Origin of the sequence: Mycobacterium heidelbergense (assembly GCF_050205645.1) — a bacterium.
GTDB classification, from domain to species: domain Bacteria; phylum Actinomycetota; class Actinomycetes; order Mycobacteriales; family Mycobacteriaceae; genus Mycobacterium; species Mycobacterium heidelbergense_A.
This window is the reverse complement of record NZ_JBNMQT010000007.1, coordinates 184,412-203,335: the sequence shown is the minus strand read 5'-3', so window position 1 is coordinate 203,335 and position 18,924 is coordinate 184,412. Positions and strand designations below refer to the sequence as shown.

The following is an 18,924-nucleotide window of genomic DNA, read 5'->3' as shown; positions in this document are numbered from 1 at the left end:
GACGAACGCCGCCAAGCCGGTGACCTGCCGATAGTTACATTCCGTCGGCGGCGTACGAATAGTCACGCGAAAGGGAACGCCCACGGTGCCTGGTAGCCTCGCAGAGGACGGCAAACCGCTGGGCAGAGATGTCGTCGCCGTCAACAGCGGTGCACTAACTGGGGAAGGTGTCCATAGAAATGATGACGCTGTCGTTGGGCAAGTTGGCAGCCGCAGTTGGCGGCGTGGCAGTGGCGCTGAGCGCTGCCACCGGGGTCGCATCCGCAGATCCGATCGTCGACACGACCTGCAACTACGGGCAGGTGATGGCGGCGCTTAACGCCACGGATCCGGCAACTGCCGCGCAATTGAACTCATCGCCGGTGGCGCAGAACTACCTGCGTCAGTTCCTCGCCGCGCCGCCGCCGAAGCGCCAGCAGATGGCCGCGCAGATCCGGGCGATGCCGCAGGCCGCCCAGTTCATGGGCACCATCGAGAACGTCGCCGGCGTCTGCAACAACTACTGAGCCGACAGGCCCAGATAGTTCAGTAGCCGCTGAGTAGTCGGCGCACGCGACCTAAGGTTTCGGCGCCGACGCGGCTGCAGATCCTGGACGGGTCGCCGGGTCGGCGGCCCCACAGCAGCAAAACCCGTGCTGCCGCATCGGTTTCGAGCGTGGCCGGACCCACCGCGTCGGCGAATCCGACCGTGGTGTGGTCCGCGTCCGCGCTGAGGACGACGTCGTCGGTTTCGGGAACTCGCAGCCGGGCCTCGATTCGCTCCCCCGCTCCAAGCTCCTTGGCGCCCTTGGCGAGCAGCGGGCGTCCCACCGCGACGACGCTGTGCGTCGTCATCCACGGCTCCGCCAGCGCGGTCTGGAAGGCGACGCTCTTATCGCAGTCGCCGGTGATGTCCCAGCCGTGCAGGACGAGCTCCTCGCGCATGTGCTCGGCGAACCAGGGCACCTTCATGGTGCGTCCGGTCCAGGCGACATCGGTGTCGGCGGGAACCCCCTCGGCGGCGACGACGACCTCGTTCAAGTTGGCCATGCGGTCCAGCAGGGCATCCCACAGGTCGGCATCGTTGAGCGCGCGCAAGGGGCCTTCCCGTTCTTCGAAACCGCGTGTGCCGACGGGTTCGCCCTCCAGATGTGCGCCCAGCACCCGGGCGAGCTCCTCGGCGTTGCCGGCTTGATGGGCCACGATGTCGCGTACCGTCCAGGCTTCACACCAGGTCCCGGTATCGGGGCTGCGCTGTTGCACGGCGTCCGCGAAGGGCTGCCATTCGGGGAATCGGTCGGTATCGATCTGTCGTTTCACGGCCTCGGGTATACCCGCTGCCCCCGACACCTACGCGGCGAGCGGAGAGTACGTGGTGGTGCGCTGTCGGGCGGGGCGGCCGATGCCCTCGGCGATCGCGGTCAGTTCGGCCACCGTTTTCGCCGAGCCGTGTTCGGAGCCGGCCATCCGCGAGATCGTCTCCTCCATCAGCGTGCCGCCCAGGTCGTTGGCGCCGCCGTTGAGCATCACCTGTGTGCGTGCGACACCGAGCTTGACCCAGCTGGTCTGAATGTGAGAAATGCGGCCGTGCAACATGATCCGCGCCAGCGCGTGCACCGCCCGGTTATCGCGATGGGTGGGCCCGGGACGGGCGGCGCCGGCCAGATACAGCGGCGAACTCTGGTGCACGAACGGCAGCGGCACGAACTCGGTGAAACCGCTGGTGCGGTCCTGGATTTCGCGCAACACGTTGAGATGGCCGACCCAGTGCCGGGGACTGTCGACGTGCCCGTACATCATCGTCGAGCTCGACCGCAGCCCCACCTCGTGTGCGGTGGTCACGATCTCGATCCACATCGACGTCGGCAGCTTGCCCTTGGTGAGCACCCAACGCACCTCGTCGTCCAGGATCTCGGCGGCGGTGCCGGGGATGGTGTCCAGCCCGGCCTCCCGCAGGCCGATCAGCCACTCGCGGACGCTCAACCCGCTCTTGGTCACGCCGTTGGCGATCTCCATCGGGGAGAACGCGTGCACGTGCATCGACGGGACGCGGGCCTTGACGGCGCGCACCAGATCGGCGTACCCGGTGACCGGCAGCTCAGGGTCGATCCCGCCCTGCATGCAGACCTCGGTGGCGCCCTCGACATGCGCCTCCCAGGCGCGGTCGGCGACCTCGTCGGTGGACAACGAGTACGCGTCGGCGTCGCCCTTGCGCTGCGCGAACGCGCAGAATCGGCAGCCGGTATAGCAGATGTTGGTGAAATTGATGTTGCGGTTCACCACGAACGTCACGTCGTCGCCGACCACGTCACGACGTAGCGAATCGGCCAGTGCGGCAACCGCTTCCAGCGCGGGACCGTCGGCCGTCGCCAACGCCAGGTACTCGTCGTCGGTGCACCCGGCGGGATCGCGTTCGGCCGACCGCAGCGCGGCAAGCACGTCGGTGTCGATCCGCTCGGGCGCGTGCGCGGCGAGCTCGTGCACGTGCGCGCGGATCGATTCCCAGTCGCCGAACGCACTCTCGAGATCGCTGCGCGACTCGCTGTTGCGGCCCTCGGTGTCGATCGCCGCATTGAGGTCGACCCGACCGGAGGACTCCACGTCGTCGGGCTCCTGCCAGGGCATGCCGACGGGGTTGACGTCGCGGGCCAGGCCGGTGGCCGGATCGGCCAGCGCCACAACGTGTGCGCGCACCCGTGGGTCGATCCACGCGGCCCCCGCCTGTACGTATTTGGGCTGCGCGGTCAATCGCTGCACCAAGTCGTATCCGGCTTCGGCGGTGACGGCGGCCAGCTCGTCCAACGCGGGCCAGGGCCGTTCCGGGTTGACGTGGTCGGGCGTCAACGGCGACACCCCGCCCCAGTCGTCGACCCCGGCGCCCACCAGTGCCAGGCACTCCTCACGCGACACCAGATTCGGCGGCGCCTGGATGCGCATGCCGGGACCCAACACCAATCGCGCGACCGCCACCGTCGCCAGGTAGTCCTCGATCCCCGCGTCGGGGAAGCCGGCCATCGCGGTGTGTTCCTTGGCCCGGAAATTCTGCACGATCACTTCCTGGACATGCCCGAACTCCTTGTGCGACTTGCGAATCGCGTGCAAGGTATCGGCCCGTTCGGGCAGCGTCTCCCCGATGCCCACCAGCAGCCCAGTGGTGAACGGAATGGACAGCCGGCCCGCATCGGTCAACGTGCGCAAGCGAACCGCCGGGTCTTTGTCCGGGCTGCCGTAGTGCGCAAGCCCTTTCGTCTCGAACAGCCGCCGCGACGTCGTCTCGAGCATCATGCCCATCGACGGTGCCACCGGCTTCAGCCGCGACATCTCCGACCAGCTCATCACCCCGGGGTTCAGGTGCGGCAGCAGCCCGGTCTCCTCCAGCACCCGGATCGCCATCGCCCGCAGGTAGGACAGGGTGGAGTCGTAGCCCCGCTCACCGAGCCAGTCGCGGGCCTCGGGCCAGCGGTCCTCGGGCCGGTCCCCCAGCGTGAATAGCGCTTCCTTGCAACCGAGTTCGGCCCCGCGGCGGGCGACGTCGAGGATCTCGTCGGGCTCCATATACATGCCGGCGCCCTGGGCGCGCAGCCTGCCCGGCACCGTGACAAACGTGCAGTAGTGGCAGCTGTCCCGACATAGGTGGGTGACCGGGATGAACACCTTCCGCGAATAGGTGATCGGCAACCGGCCGCCGGGGCCATGCCGACCGGCCGACTCCAGTCCCGCGTCACGCACCCGCGCGGCGCTGGCGCACAAGTCCGCCAGGTCCGCTCCGCGTGCGGTCATCGCGACGGCCGCCTCGTCGATGTTCAGCGCGACCCCGTCCCGGGCCCGCCGCAACACCCGCCGCAGCGCCGACCGATTGGCCTTGGGCGGAATGACGGGGCTGGGCAGAGCGGTGGGCTCCGGAGGCACCGGTGTCAGTGGCACGTTTGTGTAACTTCCCCACGATCGAATTTCATCCGCGCGTCCCAACATTTTGGAAGCTTGGCAACCATGGCGGGTGCCCTTTGCGCAACAGTAGCGCCAGGCGCCGCCCGGCTCGCGCTCGCATTCCCGGCCGGAATCTCCACAACGCTCAGCGGTGCACGCTGTACCGCCACAGCACCCATACCGGCGGCACCACGCCCAGCACGATCAGGATCAACGCCCCGTATGCCATCAACCCCTTGCCGCCCAGGATGACGTCGTCGGCGGGGCCGCCCATGCTGATCGCGGCCACGGTGAGCAGCCACGTCCACAGCGGCAACGCGGCCACCCGTGGCGAACTCGTCCAGCGCCCCGCGGCCCAGACCAGGGCGGCGTTCACCAGCCCACTGATCAATCCGCTGATGGGCAATGGAACGGTGCCGATATAGAACGGCAGCAGTAGGGCCCCGGCTAGCGCGGACAACACCCCGTCGACAGCCAACAGCGCCAGGACAACGACGCGAATAGCGGGGTCAGTCGTGCCGCTGTCTTCGACAGACGCGGCGCGCGGCTTGGTTTCGGTCAGGTCGGGACGCTGTCGATATTGGAGAGGATGGAGCCGAGTACCCACTGCAGGCTGTCGAGGCGGTCCTGCCAGTGCTGCAGGTTAGGGTCCAGGTCGGGGTCCATGCGAATTCCTTCCGTGGCTGCCTGGTTGGCAGCCTACCGCGTGCCGAATCCGTTGAAACCCAGTCCCGCGAGCAGATCCGTCTCCCAGCCGCGGTCATCGCGATCCCCCGCGGATCCTCCGGCCAGCACGTAGTGCTCGTGCGCCAGTATCGGCAGCGCCATGTTGTTCGACAGGGCACACACCCGGCCGGTCGGGCCGACGACCACCTGGGTGGCGTGCGCGGCGAGCGCCGCCGACTTGGCCGCGAGTGCGTCCGAGCCGGCCTCCACCACGGCGTCGATGTCGGAATCGGCATATCCGAAGTCGAACTCTTCCGCGGGCGGGATCGTCCACCCGGGCAGCAGATCATCGGGCCGCAGGGCGCGCCAGCCCGCCACGAACGCGCTCGCGGCGATGACCGCCCAATAGAACTTCGGGACGGTCCATGGCTCGCCGGGGTAGTCGCCGGTCCCCGCCGCCGCGACGGCGGCCGAGGTGACCGTGTGAGTACGGATGTGGTCGGGATGCCCGTAGCCGCCGTTGGGGTCGTAGGTCACCACGACGTGCGGTCGCTGCTCGCGAATGATCGCGACCAGCGCCCCGACCGCTTCGCCTTCGTCGGCGTCGATGAACCGCTGCTGTCGCCGCTTTGCCGTCCCTTCCATCCCGGAGTCGCGCCAGCGGCCCGCGCCGCCGAGATAGACCGGCCTGCCGATGCCGAGCTCGCGCAGCGCCGCGGTTAGCTCGCCGATTCGGTAGCCGCCGAGTTGGTCCGCATGATCGACGGCGAGGCGGGCCCAGTGGTCGCCGATGACCTCGCCCTCCTCGCCGAGCGTGCAGGTGACGACGCTGACCTGTGCGCCGCGGGCGGCGTAGTGGGCGATCGTGGCCCCGTTGCTGAGGCTCTCGTCGTCGGGATGCGCGTGGACGAACAGCAGCCGCGGGGTCTCAGGCATGGACGCACCCTACCCGCGGCACCGTGTCGATAGCCGATGTTCCACCTGGCCGCGGTGAATAGGAACGCGAACGGCTACTATCGAGGAATGCCGCAGCTCACACCAGCCCGCAACGGCAGCCGCAGCCGCCGCCGGGGCGAAGTCCTGGAACGTGCCCTCTACGAGGCCACGTTGGCCGAACTGACCGAAGTCGGATACGGCGGGCTGACGATGGAAGGGATAGCGGCGCGCGCCCACACCGGCAAGGCGGCGCTGTACCGCCGCTGGGCCACCAAGTGCGAGCTGGTACACGCCGCGCTGGTTTTCGCGTTGCCGCCGGTCCCCGAGCCGCGCTCGGGCCGCCCGGCCAGAGACAACCTGCTGGCGATGTTCACCTCCCACCGCGACATGCTCGCCGGCAAGACCGACTTTCCCGGCCTCTACGTCGTCCAGCAGTTGCTCCACGAACCGGAGATGCGGGCCATCTTCGCCGACGCCGTCGTGAGCCCGCGGCTGAAAATCATCGAGTCGATCCTGCAAGCCGCCGTCGACTCCGGCGACATCGACCCGGCAACGATCACCCCGCTGACCGCCCGGATCGGACCGGCGTTGATCAACCAACACTTCCTGCTCACCGGGGAGCCCCCGAATCGGCGGGAGCTGGCACTCATCGTCGACACCGTGATCCCGGCGCGGGCACCGGCGGCAGCCGTCGACTAGAAGGTCGTCACGGCCCGGTTTTGATCCATTGGCCGGCGTCGCCGACGATGCCGACCGGGACCGCGCCCGACAGGCTGACGTTCCGCACGCTCGGGCCGGCCGCGACGATCGTCGTGTCCTGCAGGATCGGCAGCACGGTCGACATGTTCCATAAACGCGGTTCGACCGCCGTGATCACGTCGTTGATGCTCTTGGTGCCGTTGAGGGCGGCGTCGATGTTCGACTGGATGCTGCGATCGCAGATTCCGGTGAGGTTCGACGGCGCCTGCACCAGCGCGCCGGGGTCGGGTGCCCGACTGGGCGGGGTCGACGTCGGCGTCGTGGCGGTGGGGCTCGGCCCGGCGGACGACGTGGGCCCGGCAGGGCCGGAAGGACCGGTGGAGGCCGCATTGGTGGGCGTGTTGGCGGTCGGCACCGTCGTCGATTGCAGTGCGGGGCAGCCGTAGCGCGAGGCCAGTAGGGTCGCCAGATTTCCGCCCGCTTGGTGCCATCCGACAATCGCGTCCACCTGGTTGTTGTTCAGCGCATCGCGATACAGCGTCACCGGGTCCATCGCCAGCACCGTCGCGGCGATGCCGACGTTGCGCAGCTGGTCGGCGGCGGTGTTGGCCACCGCGACCGCGGTCGGGTCGTTCGCGGCCACCCCGATGACGAGCGACAGCTGCTGGCCGTCCTTACTGATCCGCCCCCGAATGACTTCCGGCGGGCCAGTACTCACCGGCGGCGTCGCGCTGGGCGGCGGCGGCACCGGCGACGCCGAGGTGCTGCTCTCGATTTGGTAACCCGACGCCGTCAGCAACGCCAGCGCCGCGGGCGTCGTCATCGCGGGAGGCGCGGTCGGCTCATAGCCCGGGTCGCTGGGCGAGCGGATCTGGGCCTGCGCCAGCGTGACGGTGTTGTCACTGCCGGCGCCGACGGCGGCGAGCAGGTCGACGTCGAGCAGCCCCAGGATCGCCTTGCGGACCTGCGTGTCGGACAGCTTGGGCTCGTTGGCGCGCAGCGTGAACTGCATGACCCGCGGTGTGACGATCCGCGCCGTCCGCACATCGGGGATGGCGGACAACTGCGCGAAGGCCGCGGACCCGCCGTGCACCTGGGCCACCTGGGTATCGCCGTTGCGCACCGAATCGGCCAGCGCCGCCGGCGCCCCGGCCCGGCGGAACAGGATCAGCGCCGGCTTGGCCGGCGGACCCCAGTAGCGGTCGTTGCGGGCGATCAGGATTTCGTCGCGCTGCGGGTCGATGTTCTCGACGCGGAACTGTCCGCCGGTGACCGGCAGCGCCCGCGCCAGGCCGGCCGCGAAACCGCCCGGCACGTCCTTGACGATATGCGCGGGCAGGATGTCGCTGAACAGCTCCTTCCACGCCGGGTAGGGCTGCGCGAAGGTCACCACCGCCTGCTTGCCGCCCTCGAGCGACTGCACGCCGGTGATGAGGTCGTAGCCGGCGGGATCGACGACCCCGGGCTGACTGACCATCTGATGCCACAGGTACCAGAAGTCGTCGGCGGCGATCGGGGCGTTATCGGTCCATTGCGCCTCGGGCCGGATCTTGTAGGTGACCGTGAACGGGTTCTGGTTGGTCACCTCCGCCGACACCAACAGCGTGGGATCCATCTCCCAGCGCGAACCCGTCGGCGTCCCGGGATCGGGCACCGGCCGAAATGCGCTGGGCAGCACCAGCGAGCTGATCGCCGCGTTCACCGGGGACAGATCGGACAGCAGATGCGGGTTGAACCCGGCGCCGATCGAGTCGATGCCCATGATGATCTGGGTGGGCCGCTGCGGCGGCGGCGCCGAGTTGTGCGGCGTATCGGTGCTTTGCGGCGCCGGCGGCGGGCTGACCGTGCACGCCGCCAGCGCCAACCCGGCCAGCGAGACCATCACGCCGAGCTTCGCGAAGAAACGGCGGGGGCGTCTCGGCACGCCCATCAGGGTATCGAGCACCCGCCCAGCAACGCGCCCGACCACGAGCGGCCTAACCCCTGGCCTTCGCCCGCGCCCGGCCGCGGGCCCGGGAGGTGGCGTCCAGCTCGACCTTTCGCACTCGCACGACCTCGGGAGTCACCTCGACGCATTCGTCGGGCGCGCAGAATTCCATGGCCCGCTCCAGATCGAGCTCGAGCGGCTTGGCCAACGTCTCGATGACGTCGGCGGTCGATGACCGCATGTTGGTGAGCTTCTTCTCGCGGGTGACGTTGATGTCGAGATCCTCTGGGCGCGGGTTGATTCCGACGACCATGCCTTCATAGGTGTCCTGCCCGGGTTCGACGAAGAACTGCCCGCGATCGGCGAGCTGCAGCAGCGCGAACGGCGTGATGGTGCCGGAACGATCGGACACCAGCGACCCGGTGTGCCGGGCCCGGATCTCCCCCGCCCACGGCCGGTACCCGTCGAACACCGCATGGCCGACGCCGGTGCCGCGGGTCTCGGTCAGGAAGTCGGTGCGCCAGCCGATCAGGCCGCGGCTGGGAACGACGAAATCCATGCGCACCCAGCCGGTGGTGTGGTTGGCCATCTCCACCATGCGGCCCTTGCGCGCGGCCATCAGTTGCGTAACCGCCCCGACGTACTCCTCCGGGCAGTCGATGGTCATGGCCTCGAACGGCTCGTGCAGCTTGCCGTCGATGGTCTTGGTGACCACCTGGGGCTTGCCCACCGTCAATTCGAAGCCCTCGCGGCGCATCTGTTCGACCAGCACGGCCAGGGCCAGCTCGCCGCGCCCCTGCACCTCCCACGCGTCGGGAACGCCGATGTCGACCACGCGGATCGACACGTTGCCGACCAATTCGGCGTCCAGCCGGTTGCGCACCATCCGCGCGGTCAGCTTGTGCCCGGACACCTTGCCCGCCAGCGGCGAGGTGTTGGTGCCGATGGTCACCGAGATCGCCGGCTCGTCGACCGTAATCCGCGGCAGCGCAACGGGATTCGCCAAGTCGGCCAGCGTGTCGCCGATCATGATCTCCGGTAGGCCGGCCACGGCGACGATATCGCCCGCGATGGCCTCGTCGGTCGGGCTGCGTTCGACGCCCTCGGTGGCCAGCAGCTCGGTGATCTTCGCGGTTGCCGTCGTCTCTTGGCCGTCCACTTCGCGGATCCACGCGACCTGCTGGCCCTTGCGGATGCGCCCGTTGTAGATGCGGATCAGCGCCAGCCGGCCCAGGAAGCTCGACGCGTCGAGGTTGGTGACCAGAGCCTGCAGCGGCGCGTCCGGGTCGCCCTTGGGCTCCGGCACGTACTTTTCCAGGACCTCGAACAGCGAGTCCAGGTTCGACCCGTCGGGAACCTGGCCGTCGGGCGGCTGCGTGGTGCTGGCCACCCCGGCGCGCCCGGACGCGTACAGCGTGGGCAGGCCCAGGGCGTGCTCCGCGGCCGCGGCGGCCTCGTCGTCGAGATCCGAGGCGACGTCGAGCAACAGGTCGTGGCTGGCCTCGACGACCTCGTCGATGCGCGCGTCGGGCCGGTCCGTCTTGTTGACCACGAGAATCACCGGGAGGTGGGCGGCCAGCGCTTTGCGCAGCACGAACCGCGTCTGTGGCAGCGGGCCCTCGGACGCGTCGACCAGCAGCAGCACCCCGTCCACCATGGACAGCCCGCGCTCCACCTCTCCGCCGAAATCGGCGTGGCCCGGGGTGTCGATCACGTTGATGACCGTGACGGTCCCATCCGGGTCGTGGCGGTGCACGGCGGTGTTCTTGGCCAGGATGGTGATGCCTTTTTCGCGTTCCAGGTCGCCGGTGTCCATCACACGTTCCTGCACTTCACCGCGTTCATGCAGCGCGCCGGACTGCCGCAGCATCGCGTCGACCAGCGTGGTCTTGCCGTGGTCCACGTGGGCGACGATGGCGACATTGCGAAATGGCACGTCGGTGATTCTGGCAGCGGGCGCTTCAGATAGCGAACTGGCGGACGCTGGACCGCTCCGCGGCGTTGAGTGTGCGGTGACGCCGTTGAGTGTGCGGTGGCGTCGCCCTAGCCGCACACCCGGAGCCCGGGCGCACTCACCAGCCGGGGCGGCGCGGTGCGGCGCCGATCAGTTCTTTGTCGGCCAGTTCACGGCTGCGGTAGACAATGTAGGGGCGGAACAGGTAGGCCACCGGCGCGCTGAAGGCGTGCACCAGGCGGGTGAACGGCCACAGCGCGAACAGCACAAGCGCGATCAGCACGTGGATTTGGTAATAGAACGCCGCGTGCGCCATCAGATCCCCGCGCGGATCGAGGATCCAGATCGAGCGGAACCAGACCGACACCTTCTGCCGGTAGTCGTGCAGCTCGCCGAAGTGCGTGGCACCGGCCAGGGTGCAGCACAGCCCCGCCACCAGCGCGCACACCAGCACCAGATACATCAGCTTGTCGTTGCGGGTGGTGGCCAAGAACACCGCCCCGTATCTGCGCCGCCGGTAGATCAGCAACCCGATGCCGATCAGGGTGGCAAAGCCGGCGGGCACACCGAGCAGCAATGCCTGCAGGTGATAGATGTGATCACTCATCCCGATCGCGCGGGTCCACGATTCCGGAATGAACAGCCCCATGACGTGGCCCATGATGACCAGCAGGCTGCCGAAGTGAAACAGCGGGCTGCCGATCGACAGCAACTTCGACTCGTAAAGCTGCGACGAACGGGTGGTCCACCCGAACTTGTCGTAGCGGTACCGCCACCAGGTGCCGACCGCCGCGACCGACAGCGCGACGTAAGGCACATCGTCCCAGAAGATCTCGACCAATTTCATGTGAACCACGGTCAGCCTCTTTCGGTGCGCTTCGGCGGGACGGTCAGGGTAAACGGTTGCAGCCCAACGGCTTCCGCGGGAGGACCGGCCTTCGCCAGCCGTTCCGCTCGGCGCGCCTCCTGATCGGTTGCGCCCGGCAGCGTTTCGCAAACCGCCGCGACGGCGTTCCGGTACGGCGACTCGGCTTGCGCCAGCGCCCCGTGCAATACGTCGATGGGGACCCGGTGCTCGGTGAGCAGCCGCCGGCCGCCCTCGGGATCGACGGTCGCGGCGAATTCCAGCACGACGGGCAGGTAATCCGGGGACTCCTTGCGCGGCGGCTCGACACCCGCGTCCCGGTATGCGCTGGCGAACACCAGCATCTCCCTGCCGCGGTTACGGGTATCGCCGGCGGTCCAGTAGGTCAGGTACATCGTGGCGCGGCGGCGCAAGTCGAAGGTCTCGACATACTCCGCCGCAGCGGTCATCGGGTCGCTTGCGCGCAGCGCGACAAGCGTCCGTTCGAGCATCGCCGCCGCGGGCCCGCTGATGTGGTCCAGCAGCTCGCTCACGGTGGCCAACCGCTGCGCCTGCCCATCGTCGGGATAGGCCAGCAGCAGCGAGGCCGCCTGCCACACCAGTCGGTCCTGCATCTCGCGGGAGGTCCCGCGGTCGGAGATCTTGGGCAACAACCTCATCGCTACCCCGGATCTTCGTTGGAATCCGGAAACAGGCCCGCGGGTGCGCCGTGGCCGTCCCAGTTGAGCAGGTTGATCCTGGAGCGGCCGCCGCCGCCCGTGCCACCGGTCCCGGCGGCGGCACCCGTCTGGCGCTGTTGCAGGGCGTGGAAGGTCTCCACGGCGATCGGGACCGGCGCGCCGCTGCCCTCCCCGAACGGGCCGGATTCGTACATGCCCGGTCCACCCTCGAACGACAATGAGCACCCCATCTCGTCGGCCATCGCGGCGGCGGGCACGTCCGCCACGTACGACGTCGGAATCACGTAGCGCTCTTCATATTTGGCGACCGCGAGCAGCCGGTACATGTTGTAGATCTGTTCTTCGGTCATCCCGACGGCATGCGGGATGTGCGGCTGCGTCTCACGGCCGAGGTTGATGTCGCGCATGTAGGACCGCATCGCGGCCAGCCGCTTCAACACCCCGGCGACCACTTCGGTGTCGCCCGCGGTGAACAGCTCGGCCAGGTACTGGATGGGGATGCGAAGCGCTTCGAGGGCGCCGAACAGGTTGCCGAGGTCCTCGCCGTCGTGGCCGTCGTGGCTGACCGCGTCGACCACCGGCGACAGCGGCGGGATGTACCAAACCATCGGCATGGTCCGGTATTCCGGGTGCAGGGGAAGCGCCACCCGGTAGGTGTTGATCAGCGCATACACCGGTGAGCGCTGCGCGGCTTCGATCCACTCGCTCGAGATGCCCTCGGCCCGCGCCGCGGCGATCACCTCGGGATCGTTGGGGTCCAACAGGATTCGGCGCTGCGCCTCATAGAGGTCCGTGTCGTGTTCCACCGACGCCGCCTCCAGCACACGGTCCACGTCGTAAAGCACCAGCCCCAGATAGCGCAGGCGTCCCACGCAGGTTTCCGAGCAGACCGTGGGCAGGCCGACCTCGATGCGCGGATAGCACAGGGTGCACTTCTCCGCCTTACCGGTCTTGTGGTTGAAATACACCTTCTTGTAAGGACATCCGGACACGCACATCCGCCAGCCCCTGCAGCGGTCCTGGTCGACGAGAACGATGCCGTCCTCGCTGCGCTTGTACATCGCACCCGACGGGCAGGAGGCAACGCACGACGGGTTCAGGCAGTGCTCGCAGATCCGCGGCAGGTAGAACATGAAGGTCTCTTCGAGCTTGAGCTTGACCTCTTGGCTGACCTTCTTCAAAACCGGGTCGTTGGGCACGATCTCCGGCGAGCCGGCGAGGTTGTCGTCCCAGTTCGATCCCCAGGAAACCTTCATCGGTTCGCCGGTGATCTGGCTGCGCGGCGCGGCGGTCGGGAAGGTGTCCCCGGCCGGGGCCTGAGTCAGGTTTTCGTAGTCGTAGGTCCACGGCTCGTAGTAGTCGTCGATGGTGGGCAGCTTGGGATTGGCGAAGATACGCAGCAACTTGTTGATGCGGCCGCCATCGCGCAGCCGCAACCGGCCCCTCTTGTCGCGTACCCACCCGCCGCGCCACCGATCCTGGTCCTCGTAGGTGCGCGGATAGCCCACTCCCGGACGCGTTTCCACGTTGTTGAACCACACATACTCGGTGCCCGCGCGGTTGGTCCACGCCTGCTTGCAAGTCACCGAGCAGGTGTGGCAGCCGATGCATTTGTCGAGATTCATCACCATCGCCATCTGCGCCATGACCTTCACTAGTAGGTCACCTCCTGGCTGCGACGGCGCACCACGGTCACCTCGTCGCGCTGGTTGCCGGTGGGGCCGAGGTAGTTGAACGCGAACGCGTGCTGGCCGTAGCCACCGGCCAGGTGACTGGGCTTGATCCGCACCCGAGTCAGCGCGTTGTGGTTGCCGCCGCGCTTGTTGTTGGTCTCGGTGCGCGGCGTGTCGACCGTGCGCTCCTGCACGTGGTAGACGAACACCACGCCGTCGGGCATGCGGTGGCTGACGATGGCCCGGCACACATAGATGCCGTTAGCGTTGCTCGCCTCGACCCAATCGTTATCGCGCACTTTGATTTTCGCCGCATCGCCCGGACTCATCCACATCGTCGGGCCACCGCGAGACAGCGAGAGCATGTACAGGTTGTCCTGGTAGGTCGAATGGAACGACCACTTCGAGTGCGGCGTCAAATAGCGCACGGTGAGCCCGATTCCGTCGTATCCGAGCTCGGGCTGGTTGAACAGCCGCGCCATGTCCAGCGGCGGTCGGTACACGGGCAGGTGTTCGCCGAGCTCCTCCACCCAGTCGTGGGCGAGATAGAAGTGCATCCGCCCGGTGAGCGTGTGGAACGGCTTGAGGTGCTCGATGTTGATCGTGAACGGCGCATAGCGGCGGCCACCGGTCTCGCTACCGGACCACTCCGGGCTGGTGATCACCGGGACCGGGCGAGCCTGGGTGTCGGCGTAAGTGATCCGCCTTTCCTCACTCCCCTCGGCCAGGTGTGCCAGCCGCTGACCGGTGCGCTTCTCCAGCTCGAGGAAACCTTCGACGGCCAGGCGCCCGTTGCACGTCCCGGACAGGGCGAGGATGACGTCGGCCATCCGCGTCGCCGTGGTTATCGCCGGACGGCCTGCTGCCGCACCGGAATTCATCACCCCGAACTTCGCGGCCAGCTCGCCGATCTCGCGGAAGGGATGGACGGTGTAGCCCTTGACGGTCATGCCGAACTTCTCGACGAGCGGGCCCAGGGTCACCCATTTGTCGTAGATCGCGGCGTAGTCGCGCTCCACCACGGTGAGCTTGCTCATCGTCCTGCCCGGTACCGGCACCTCGTCGGTATGCAGCCAATTGCGTTCGGCGCCATCGGGGTACGCCATCGCATCAGGCGTGTCGTGCTGCAGTGCGGTCAGCACGACGTCGTTGCGCGTGCCCAGATGTTGCCGGGCCATGGCGCTGAAGGCACGGGCAATGGCGCCGAATGCGTCGAAGTCCGACCGTGTTTCCCACGGCGGGTCGATCGCGGGGGAAAACGCGTGCACGTAGGGGTGCATGTCGGTGCTGGACAGGTCGTTCTTCTCGTACCATGTCGCGGCGGGCAACACCACGTCCGACACCAGTGTCGTCGACGTCATCCGGAAGTCGATCGACATCATCAAATCCAGCTTGCCCTCGGGAATTTCCCTGTGGGCGGCCACATCCACGGGCCGCACGCCGTCGGCGGGGGCCTCGCATTGCACGTTGGAGTCCGTGCCCAGCAGATGTTTGAGGAAGTACTCGCCGCCCTTGCCCGACGAGCCGATCAGGTTCGACCGCCAGACCGACAGCACTCGCGGCCAGTTGAGGGGATCGTCGGGATCGGTGATCGATAGCTTCAGCTTTCGCTGGGCGAGCTGTTCGGCCACGTACTCGCTGACGTCGCGCCCGGCCTGGGTTGCCTCGTCGGCGACGTCGAGGCTGGAGCGGTCGAACTGCGGATAGAACGGACTCCAGCCCATCGCCGTCGCCGAGGCCAACAGATCGATCGTGTGCTGGTCGTCGAACTTGCCGCGGCCCAACGGGCTCGACAGCTTGTCCGCCCCGTAGGTGTCGTAGCGCCATTGGTCGGTGTGCGCATACCAGTACGACGCGCCGGGTACCTGCCGCGGTGGCCGCGCCCAGTCGGTGGCATTCGCCATGGTCTGCCAGCCGGTCAACGGGCGCACCTTCTCCTGACCGACATAGTGCGCCCACCCGCCGCCATTGCGGCCCATCGACCCGGTCAACATCAGCAGCGCCAGCACCGAGCGGTACATGACGTCGCTGTGGAACCAGTGACAGATGCCACCGCCCATGATCACCATGGAACGCCCACCGGATTCCTCTGCGTTGCGGGCGAATTCCTTGGCGACGCGGATCGCCTGCGCGGCCGGCACCCCGGTGATCGGTTCCTGCCAGGCCGGGGTGTTCTGCTGGCTGGGGTCGTCGTAACCCGTCGGCCATTCGCCGGGAAGGCCGTCGCGCTGCACCGCGTAATGGGCCAGCATCAGGTCGAACACGGTGCACACCAGGTGCTCGCCGGCCCGGCGCACCGGAACGCCGCGGTGCACCGTCTCCCCGTGGCCGTCGATGGTGTCAAAGCTGGGCAGCTCGACGAGTTGGACGTCCTGCGTGCCCGCAACGCTGAGCGCCGGGACGACCGGGCCCAGGTCGAGGTTCCATTTCCCGACGCCATCCTCACCAAACCGGAATCCCAGCGAGCCGTGCGGCACGACGACCCGGTCGGTGACCTCGTCGACCAGCGCGGGTTTGAACGTCGCATTCTCGACTTCCTCACCGATGTCGGCCGCGGTCAAGAACTTCCCGGGCACCAGCGAGTCGCCGCGCTTCTCCAGCTTGATCAGGAACGGCAGGTCGGTGTAGCGGCGAACGTAGTCGACGAAGAACGGAACCTGCTTGCGCACATAGCATTCCGTGAGTATCACGTGGCCCATCGCCATCGCCAGCGCGGCGTCGGTGCCGGCGGCGCAGCGCATCCACTCGTCGGCGAACTTGGTGTTGTCGGCGTAATCCGGGCTGACCACAACGACTTTGGTGCCGCGGTAGCGGGCCTCGGCCATCCAGTGCGCGTCGGGGGTTCGGGTGATCGGGACATTGGAGCCCCACATCATCAAATACGATGCGTCCCACCAATCGCCGGACTCGGGCACATCGGTCTGGTCTCCGAACACCTGCGGCGAGGCCACCGGCAGGTCTGCGTACCAGTCGTAGAACGAGGTCATCACCCCGCCCAGCAGCGAAACGAATCGCGAACCCGCGGCATGGCTGACCATCGACATGGCCGGAATCGGCGTGAAGCCCGCGACCCGGTCAGGGCCGTATGTCTTGATGGTGTGCACGTGGGCCGCGGCGATCAGCTCGGTCGCCTCGGCCCAGCTCACCCGAACCAGCCCACCCTTGCCGCGGGCCTGTTGGTAGCGGCGACGACGTTCCGGGTCGGCCTGGATATCCGCCCAGGCGAGCACGGGGTCACCGAGCCGCGCCTTCGCCTCACGGAACATCTCGACCAGCACGCCCCGGGCATACGGATAGCGCACCCGCGTGGGCGAATAGCTGTACCAGGAGAACGACGCGCCGCGGGGGCAGCCACGCGGCTCGTATTCGGGGCGGTCCGGGCCCACCGAGGGGTAGTCGGTCTGCTGGGTTTCCCAGGTGATGATCCCGTCCTTGACGTAGATCTTCCACGAGCACGATCCGGTGCAGTTGACCCCGTGCGTGGAGCGGACCACCTTGTCGTGGCTCCACCGATCGCGGTAGAACACATCACCTTCGCGGCCGCCCTCGCGCGTGACGGTGCGCAGATCGGCGGAGAACTCGCCGGGCGTGAAGAAACGCCCACTACGCTCCAACAGCTCCTCGAGCGGTCCACCAACGTGAGGTGTGGCAGTCAAACGGTAAACCCCCTACTCAAACCAACGGCGCGCCTCGCTGCTGGGTTCGAATGCAGTAGTCGGCCCGCGCGATCCGCAGAATCGGCAAAAACATTGCCGACGGCGCCGGCGACCCGCGCTCTGGGCGGCAATCGACCCTCAGCGTAGGTCCCGGATGACCGTCCTACCACATCGACCACGCGGGGCCTGTGAGTAAAAATTACTGCCATCGACGTGGGGTTTCTGTATTCGCGGACGCCGGATCACGGCGTGGAAACAGCGCCCACGCCGTCGGGGCAACCATCGGGATCGCTACCGGCATGCAAATCGAGGTTAGGGTCTATTTGAGCTTGTTAGCTTCCAGTTTCACGCGTGTCTGCTGCAATAGCGCTGTACGTTCCCTGCGGAGAAACTGTGGACTCGTCAGGAGCTTGCTCGGAGCGCTCCCATTAGATCCGTCAGCCAGGCCCGGTCGGCCGGCACCCAATCGACGTCGTGCAGTTCGTCCACCGTCACCCAGCGCAGCGCCCGATGATCGTGCGGGTGCGGTTCCCCGCCGAGCAGCCGCACGCGATAAGCCCGCAGCGTCGTCATGCCGTCCAGCGGAATGTCGTCGCCGAGGCGGTCGCCCACCGCCACATCGCTGACGTCGAGACCCAGCTCCTCGGCCAACTCGCGGGCCAGCGCGACGCGCTCCGTCTCGCCGGGCGCCACCTTACCGCCGGGCAGCTCCCAGCGGCCGGCCAGCTCCGGCGGCCGGACGCGTTGCGCCACCAGGAGCGTCGAGCCGGCGATGACGGCCCCGGCAACGACGATCTGGGTCGGCATGGCCAGTGACGGTATACCGTCCGTCAGACGCGCAGGTCGACTGGCGGCCGCGCCTATCTGATGTTGCGGTTGGCCGGGGTGGCCGTGAGACCCGCCCAGATTCCCTGCTCTAGCTGTCCCTCCATCGCCGGGCCCCCGGGTGGAGCCGTCTGTTGGCAGCCACAGCTGAGCGCGCCGAATGGATTCGGGTCGGTGCCGGCCGGATTCGAGTCGGCCCGGGCGGTCGCCGCACCCCCGACGCCGACGCCGAGAACGATGGCGGCGCCGACGATAATTTTGGTGATCACCCGGTGATGATGGGTCGTCATGTCACCCTCTTTCGTAAAGTCTTCGGTGGATCAGTTCGCCTCGCCCGGATGCTCCGTTGCCGGGCCACACCCCATGAACCCACCATTTCGTGTCCTTTGTTGGTGTGCAACGCGATTGACCGTTTACATAGACGCTTCATGCTTTTGATTGGTTCGACGCCCGTGCAGCGAGATGGTTCCGAATCCTGAGAAAACGCAAAGTGTCACGGGACAAGCAGGGCAAACGGGCCTGCGCCGCAACGCATTTACGAGAGAAACGGGCAGGCGGCTACGCGTGGCGAATGCGCGCGTTGGTCACTGCCGGGTGAGGACGAACGCCTCGATGTGGCGATCGCCGGCCCGCGCTTCGTACTTCGCCCAGCCGGGATACAGCTCAACGCCTCTGGCCCAGATCTCGTCTCGCTCGCGTGGCGTCGCGCGTCGTGCGGTGGCCTGCCAGGTGTCGCCCTCGATGGACACCGTGGCTTGGGGGTTGGCTTTCAGGTTGTGATACCAGGCCGGGTGTTTTGCGCCACCCCAGTTGGAGGCGATGAGGGCAAGGCCGTCGGGATGCGGGATTCCGTACACCGCGACGGTGCGGGGTTCGCCGGACTTGGCGCCCGTCGTGGTGAGGATGACGACCGGCACGCCGGTGGCGATCCCGGCGAAACTCCGTCGGCCGCCGGTGGCCTTGGTGATGAATTGGTCGAGGCGGTTCGCGGTCGGCCGGAGAAGGGCCACACCGACTTTCGTGGCCGCAAAGGTTCGCATCACCCGATGGAAGGCGCTGGCATCGTCGAACGACCGCTGGGGCATGGTCACATTCTTGCCCAAACCCAGCGCCGTTACGACCCCGAACAACGGTTGG

15 protein-coding genes are annotated in these 18,924 nt (G+C 67.6%); 2 read left to right on the top strand and 13 right to left on the bottom strand.

All coding sequences use genetic code 11. The annotated features are described in order from the left end of the window. Positions 1 to 182 precede the first annotated feature (182 nt). Positions 183 to 506 (top strand): hemophore-related protein, encoded by a 324-nt coding sequence (locus ACQI5H_RS10440; RefSeq protein ID WP_076057822.1) that lies wholly within the window; start codon positions 183 to 185, stop codon positions 504 to 506. 19 nt (positions 507 to 525) lie between these two features. Here ACQI5H_RS10440 and ACQI5H_RS10435 read toward each other — a convergent pair whose 3' ends face one another. The 4 genes from ACQI5H_RS10435 to mshB all read right to left on the bottom strand — a co-directional run bounded on the left by ACQI5H_RS10435 (position 526) and on the right by mshB (position 5,508). Next, positions 526 to 1,299: a maleylpyruvate isomerase N-terminal domain-containing protein gene (locus ACQI5H_RS10435; protein WP_427079303.1), complete on the bottom strand. Its 774-nt coding sequence runs from the start codon at positions 1,297 to 1,299 to the stop codon at positions 526 to 528. A 30-nt stretch (positions 1,300 to 1,329) separates the two neighbouring features. Then, the gene (locus ACQI5H_RS10430; RefSeq protein WP_427079302.1) at positions 1,330 to 3,951 is read right to left on the bottom strand and encodes a bifunctional FO biosynthesis protein CofGH; all 2,622 of its coding nucleotides are present in this window, start codon (positions 3,949 to 3,951) and stop codon (positions 1,330 to 1,332) included. Between the two features lie 100 nt (positions 3,952 to 4,051). After that, on the bottom strand, positions 4,052 to 4,513 hold the full coding sequence (locus ACQI5H_RS10425; protein WP_427079301.1) for a hypothetical protein: 462 nt from the start codon (positions 4,511 to 4,513) through the stop codon (positions 4,052 to 4,054). A 92-nt stretch (positions 4,514 to 4,605) separates the two neighbouring features. After that, positions 4,606 to 5,508 carry an N-acetyl-1-D-myo-inositol-2-amino-2-deoxy-alpha-D-glucopyranoside deacetylase gene (mshB, locus tag ACQI5H_RS10420; RefSeq protein WP_427079300.1) on the bottom strand — a complete coding sequence of 301 codons (903 nt, stop codon included), beginning with the start codon at positions 5,506 to 5,508 and terminating at the stop codon, positions 4,606 to 4,608. 87 nt (positions 5,509 to 5,595) lie between these two features. On the opposite strand from mshB, the gene ACQI5H_RS10415 reads away from it, so the two are divergent. Beyond that, positions 5,596 to 6,207, top strand: a complete 612-nt coding sequence (locus ACQI5H_RS10415) for a TetR/AcrR family transcriptional regulator (RefSeq protein ID WP_427079299.1) — start codon at positions 5,596 to 5,598, stop codon at positions 6,205 to 6,207. 7 nt (positions 6,208 to 6,214) lie between these two features. Here the strand turns inward: ACQI5H_RS10415 and ACQI5H_RS10410 are convergent, their stop codons facing one another. The 9 genes from ACQI5H_RS10410 to ACQI5H_RS10370 all read right to left on the bottom strand — a co-directional run bounded on the left by ACQI5H_RS10410 (position 6,215) and on the right by ACQI5H_RS10370 (position 18,872). Next, positions 6,215 to 8,137: an ABC transporter family substrate-binding protein gene (locus ACQI5H_RS10410; RefSeq protein WP_427079298.1), complete on the bottom strand. Its 1,923-nt coding sequence runs from the start codon at positions 8,135 to 8,137 to the stop codon at positions 6,215 to 6,217. A gap of 46 nt (positions 8,138 to 8,183) precedes the next feature. Next, a complete protein-coding gene (gene typA / locus ACQI5H_RS10405) occupies positions 8,184 to 10,070 on the bottom strand; it encodes a translational GTPase TypA (protein WP_427079297.1) in 1,887 nt (628 codons plus the stop codon). A gap of 136 nt (positions 10,071 to 10,206) precedes the next feature. Beyond that, complete coding sequence (gene narI, locus ACQI5H_RS10400; RefSeq protein ID WP_427079296.1) at positions 10,207 to 10,935, bottom strand: respiratory nitrate reductase subunit gamma; 729 nt, start codon at positions 10,933 to 10,935, stop codon at positions 10,207 to 10,209. Between the two features lie 11 nt (positions 10,936 to 10,946). Next, positions 10,947 to 11,612, bottom strand: a complete 666-nt coding sequence (gene narJ, locus ACQI5H_RS10395; protein ID WP_427079295.1) for a nitrate reductase molybdenum cofactor assembly chaperone — start codon at positions 11,610 to 11,612, stop codon at positions 10,947 to 10,949. A gap of 2 nt (positions 11,613 to 11,614) precedes the next feature. Further along, complete coding sequence (narH, locus tag ACQI5H_RS10390) at positions 11,615 to 13,288, bottom strand: nitrate reductase subunit beta (protein WP_427079294.1); 1,674 nt, start codon at positions 13,286 to 13,288, stop codon at positions 11,615 to 11,617. Continuing rightward, the gene (locus tag ACQI5H_RS10385) at positions 13,288 to 16,962 is read right to left on the bottom strand and encodes a nitrate reductase subunit alpha (protein ID WP_427079293.1); all 3,675 of its coding nucleotides are present in this window, start codon (positions 16,960 to 16,962) and stop codon (positions 13,288 to 13,290) included. The genes narH and ACQI5H_RS10385 overlap by 1 nt, the downstream gene beginning before the upstream one ends. Positions 16,963 to 17,364: 402 nt before the next feature. Further along, on the bottom strand, positions 17,365 to 17,769 hold the full coding sequence (locus ACQI5H_RS10380; RefSeq protein WP_427079292.1) for a (deoxy)nucleoside triphosphate pyrophosphohydrolase: 405 nt from the start codon (positions 17,767 to 17,769) through the stop codon (positions 17,365 to 17,367). Positions 17,770 to 17,822: 53 nt separating this feature from the next. After that, positions 17,823 to 18,077, bottom strand: coding sequence for a hypothetical protein (locus ACQI5H_RS10375; protein WP_427079291.1), 255 nt, complete (start codon positions 18,075 to 18,077; stop codon positions 17,823 to 17,825). A 294-nt stretch (positions 18,078 to 18,371) separates the two neighbouring features. Further along, positions 18,372 to 18,872: a nitroreductase family deazaflavin-dependent oxidoreductase gene (locus ACQI5H_RS10370; RefSeq protein WP_427079290.1), complete on the bottom strand. Its 501-nt coding sequence runs from the start codon at positions 18,870 to 18,872 to the stop codon at positions 18,372 to 18,374. Positions 18,873 to 18,924: the final 52 nt, after the last annotated feature.

Coding starts and splice junctions, on each gene's coding strand:
- ACQI5H_RS10410 (WP_427079298.1), bottom strand. CDS start 8,137: ATGGGCGTGCCGAGACGCCCCCGCCGTTTCTTCGCGAAGCTCGGCGTG.
- ACQI5H_RS10380 (WP_427079292.1), bottom strand. CDS start 17,769: ATGCCGACCCAGATCGTCGTTGCCGGGGCCGTCATCGCCGGCTCGACG.
- mshB (WP_427079300.1), bottom strand. CDS start 5,508: ATGCCTGAGACCCCGCGGCTGCTGTTCGTCCACGCGCATCCCGACGAC.
- ACQI5H_RS10430 (WP_427079302.1), bottom strand. CDS start 3,951: ATGTTGGGACGCGCGGATGAAATTCGATCGTGGGGAAGTTACACAAAC.
- narJ (WP_427079295.1), bottom strand. CDS start 11,612: ATGAGGTTGTTGCCCAAGATCTCCGACCGCGGGACCTCCCGCGAGATG.
- ACQI5H_RS10370 (WP_427079290.1), bottom strand. CDS start 18,872: ATGCCCCAGCGGTCGTTCGACGATGCCAGCGCCTTCCATCGGGTGATG.
- ACQI5H_RS10375 (WP_427079291.1), bottom strand. CDS start 18,077: ATGACGACCCATCATCACCGGGTGATCACCAAAATTATCGTCGGCGCC.
- ACQI5H_RS10440 (WP_076057822.1), top strand. CDS start 183: ATGACGCTGTCGTTGGGCAAGTTGGCAGCCGCAGTTGGCGGCGTGGCA.
- narI (WP_427079296.1), bottom strand. CDS start 10,935: ATGAAATTGGTCGAGATCTTCTGGGACGATGTGCCTTACGTCGCGCTG.
- ACQI5H_RS10415 (WP_427079299.1), top strand. CDS start 5,596: ATGCCGCAGCTCACACCAGCCCGCAACGGCAGCCGCAGCCGCCGCCGG.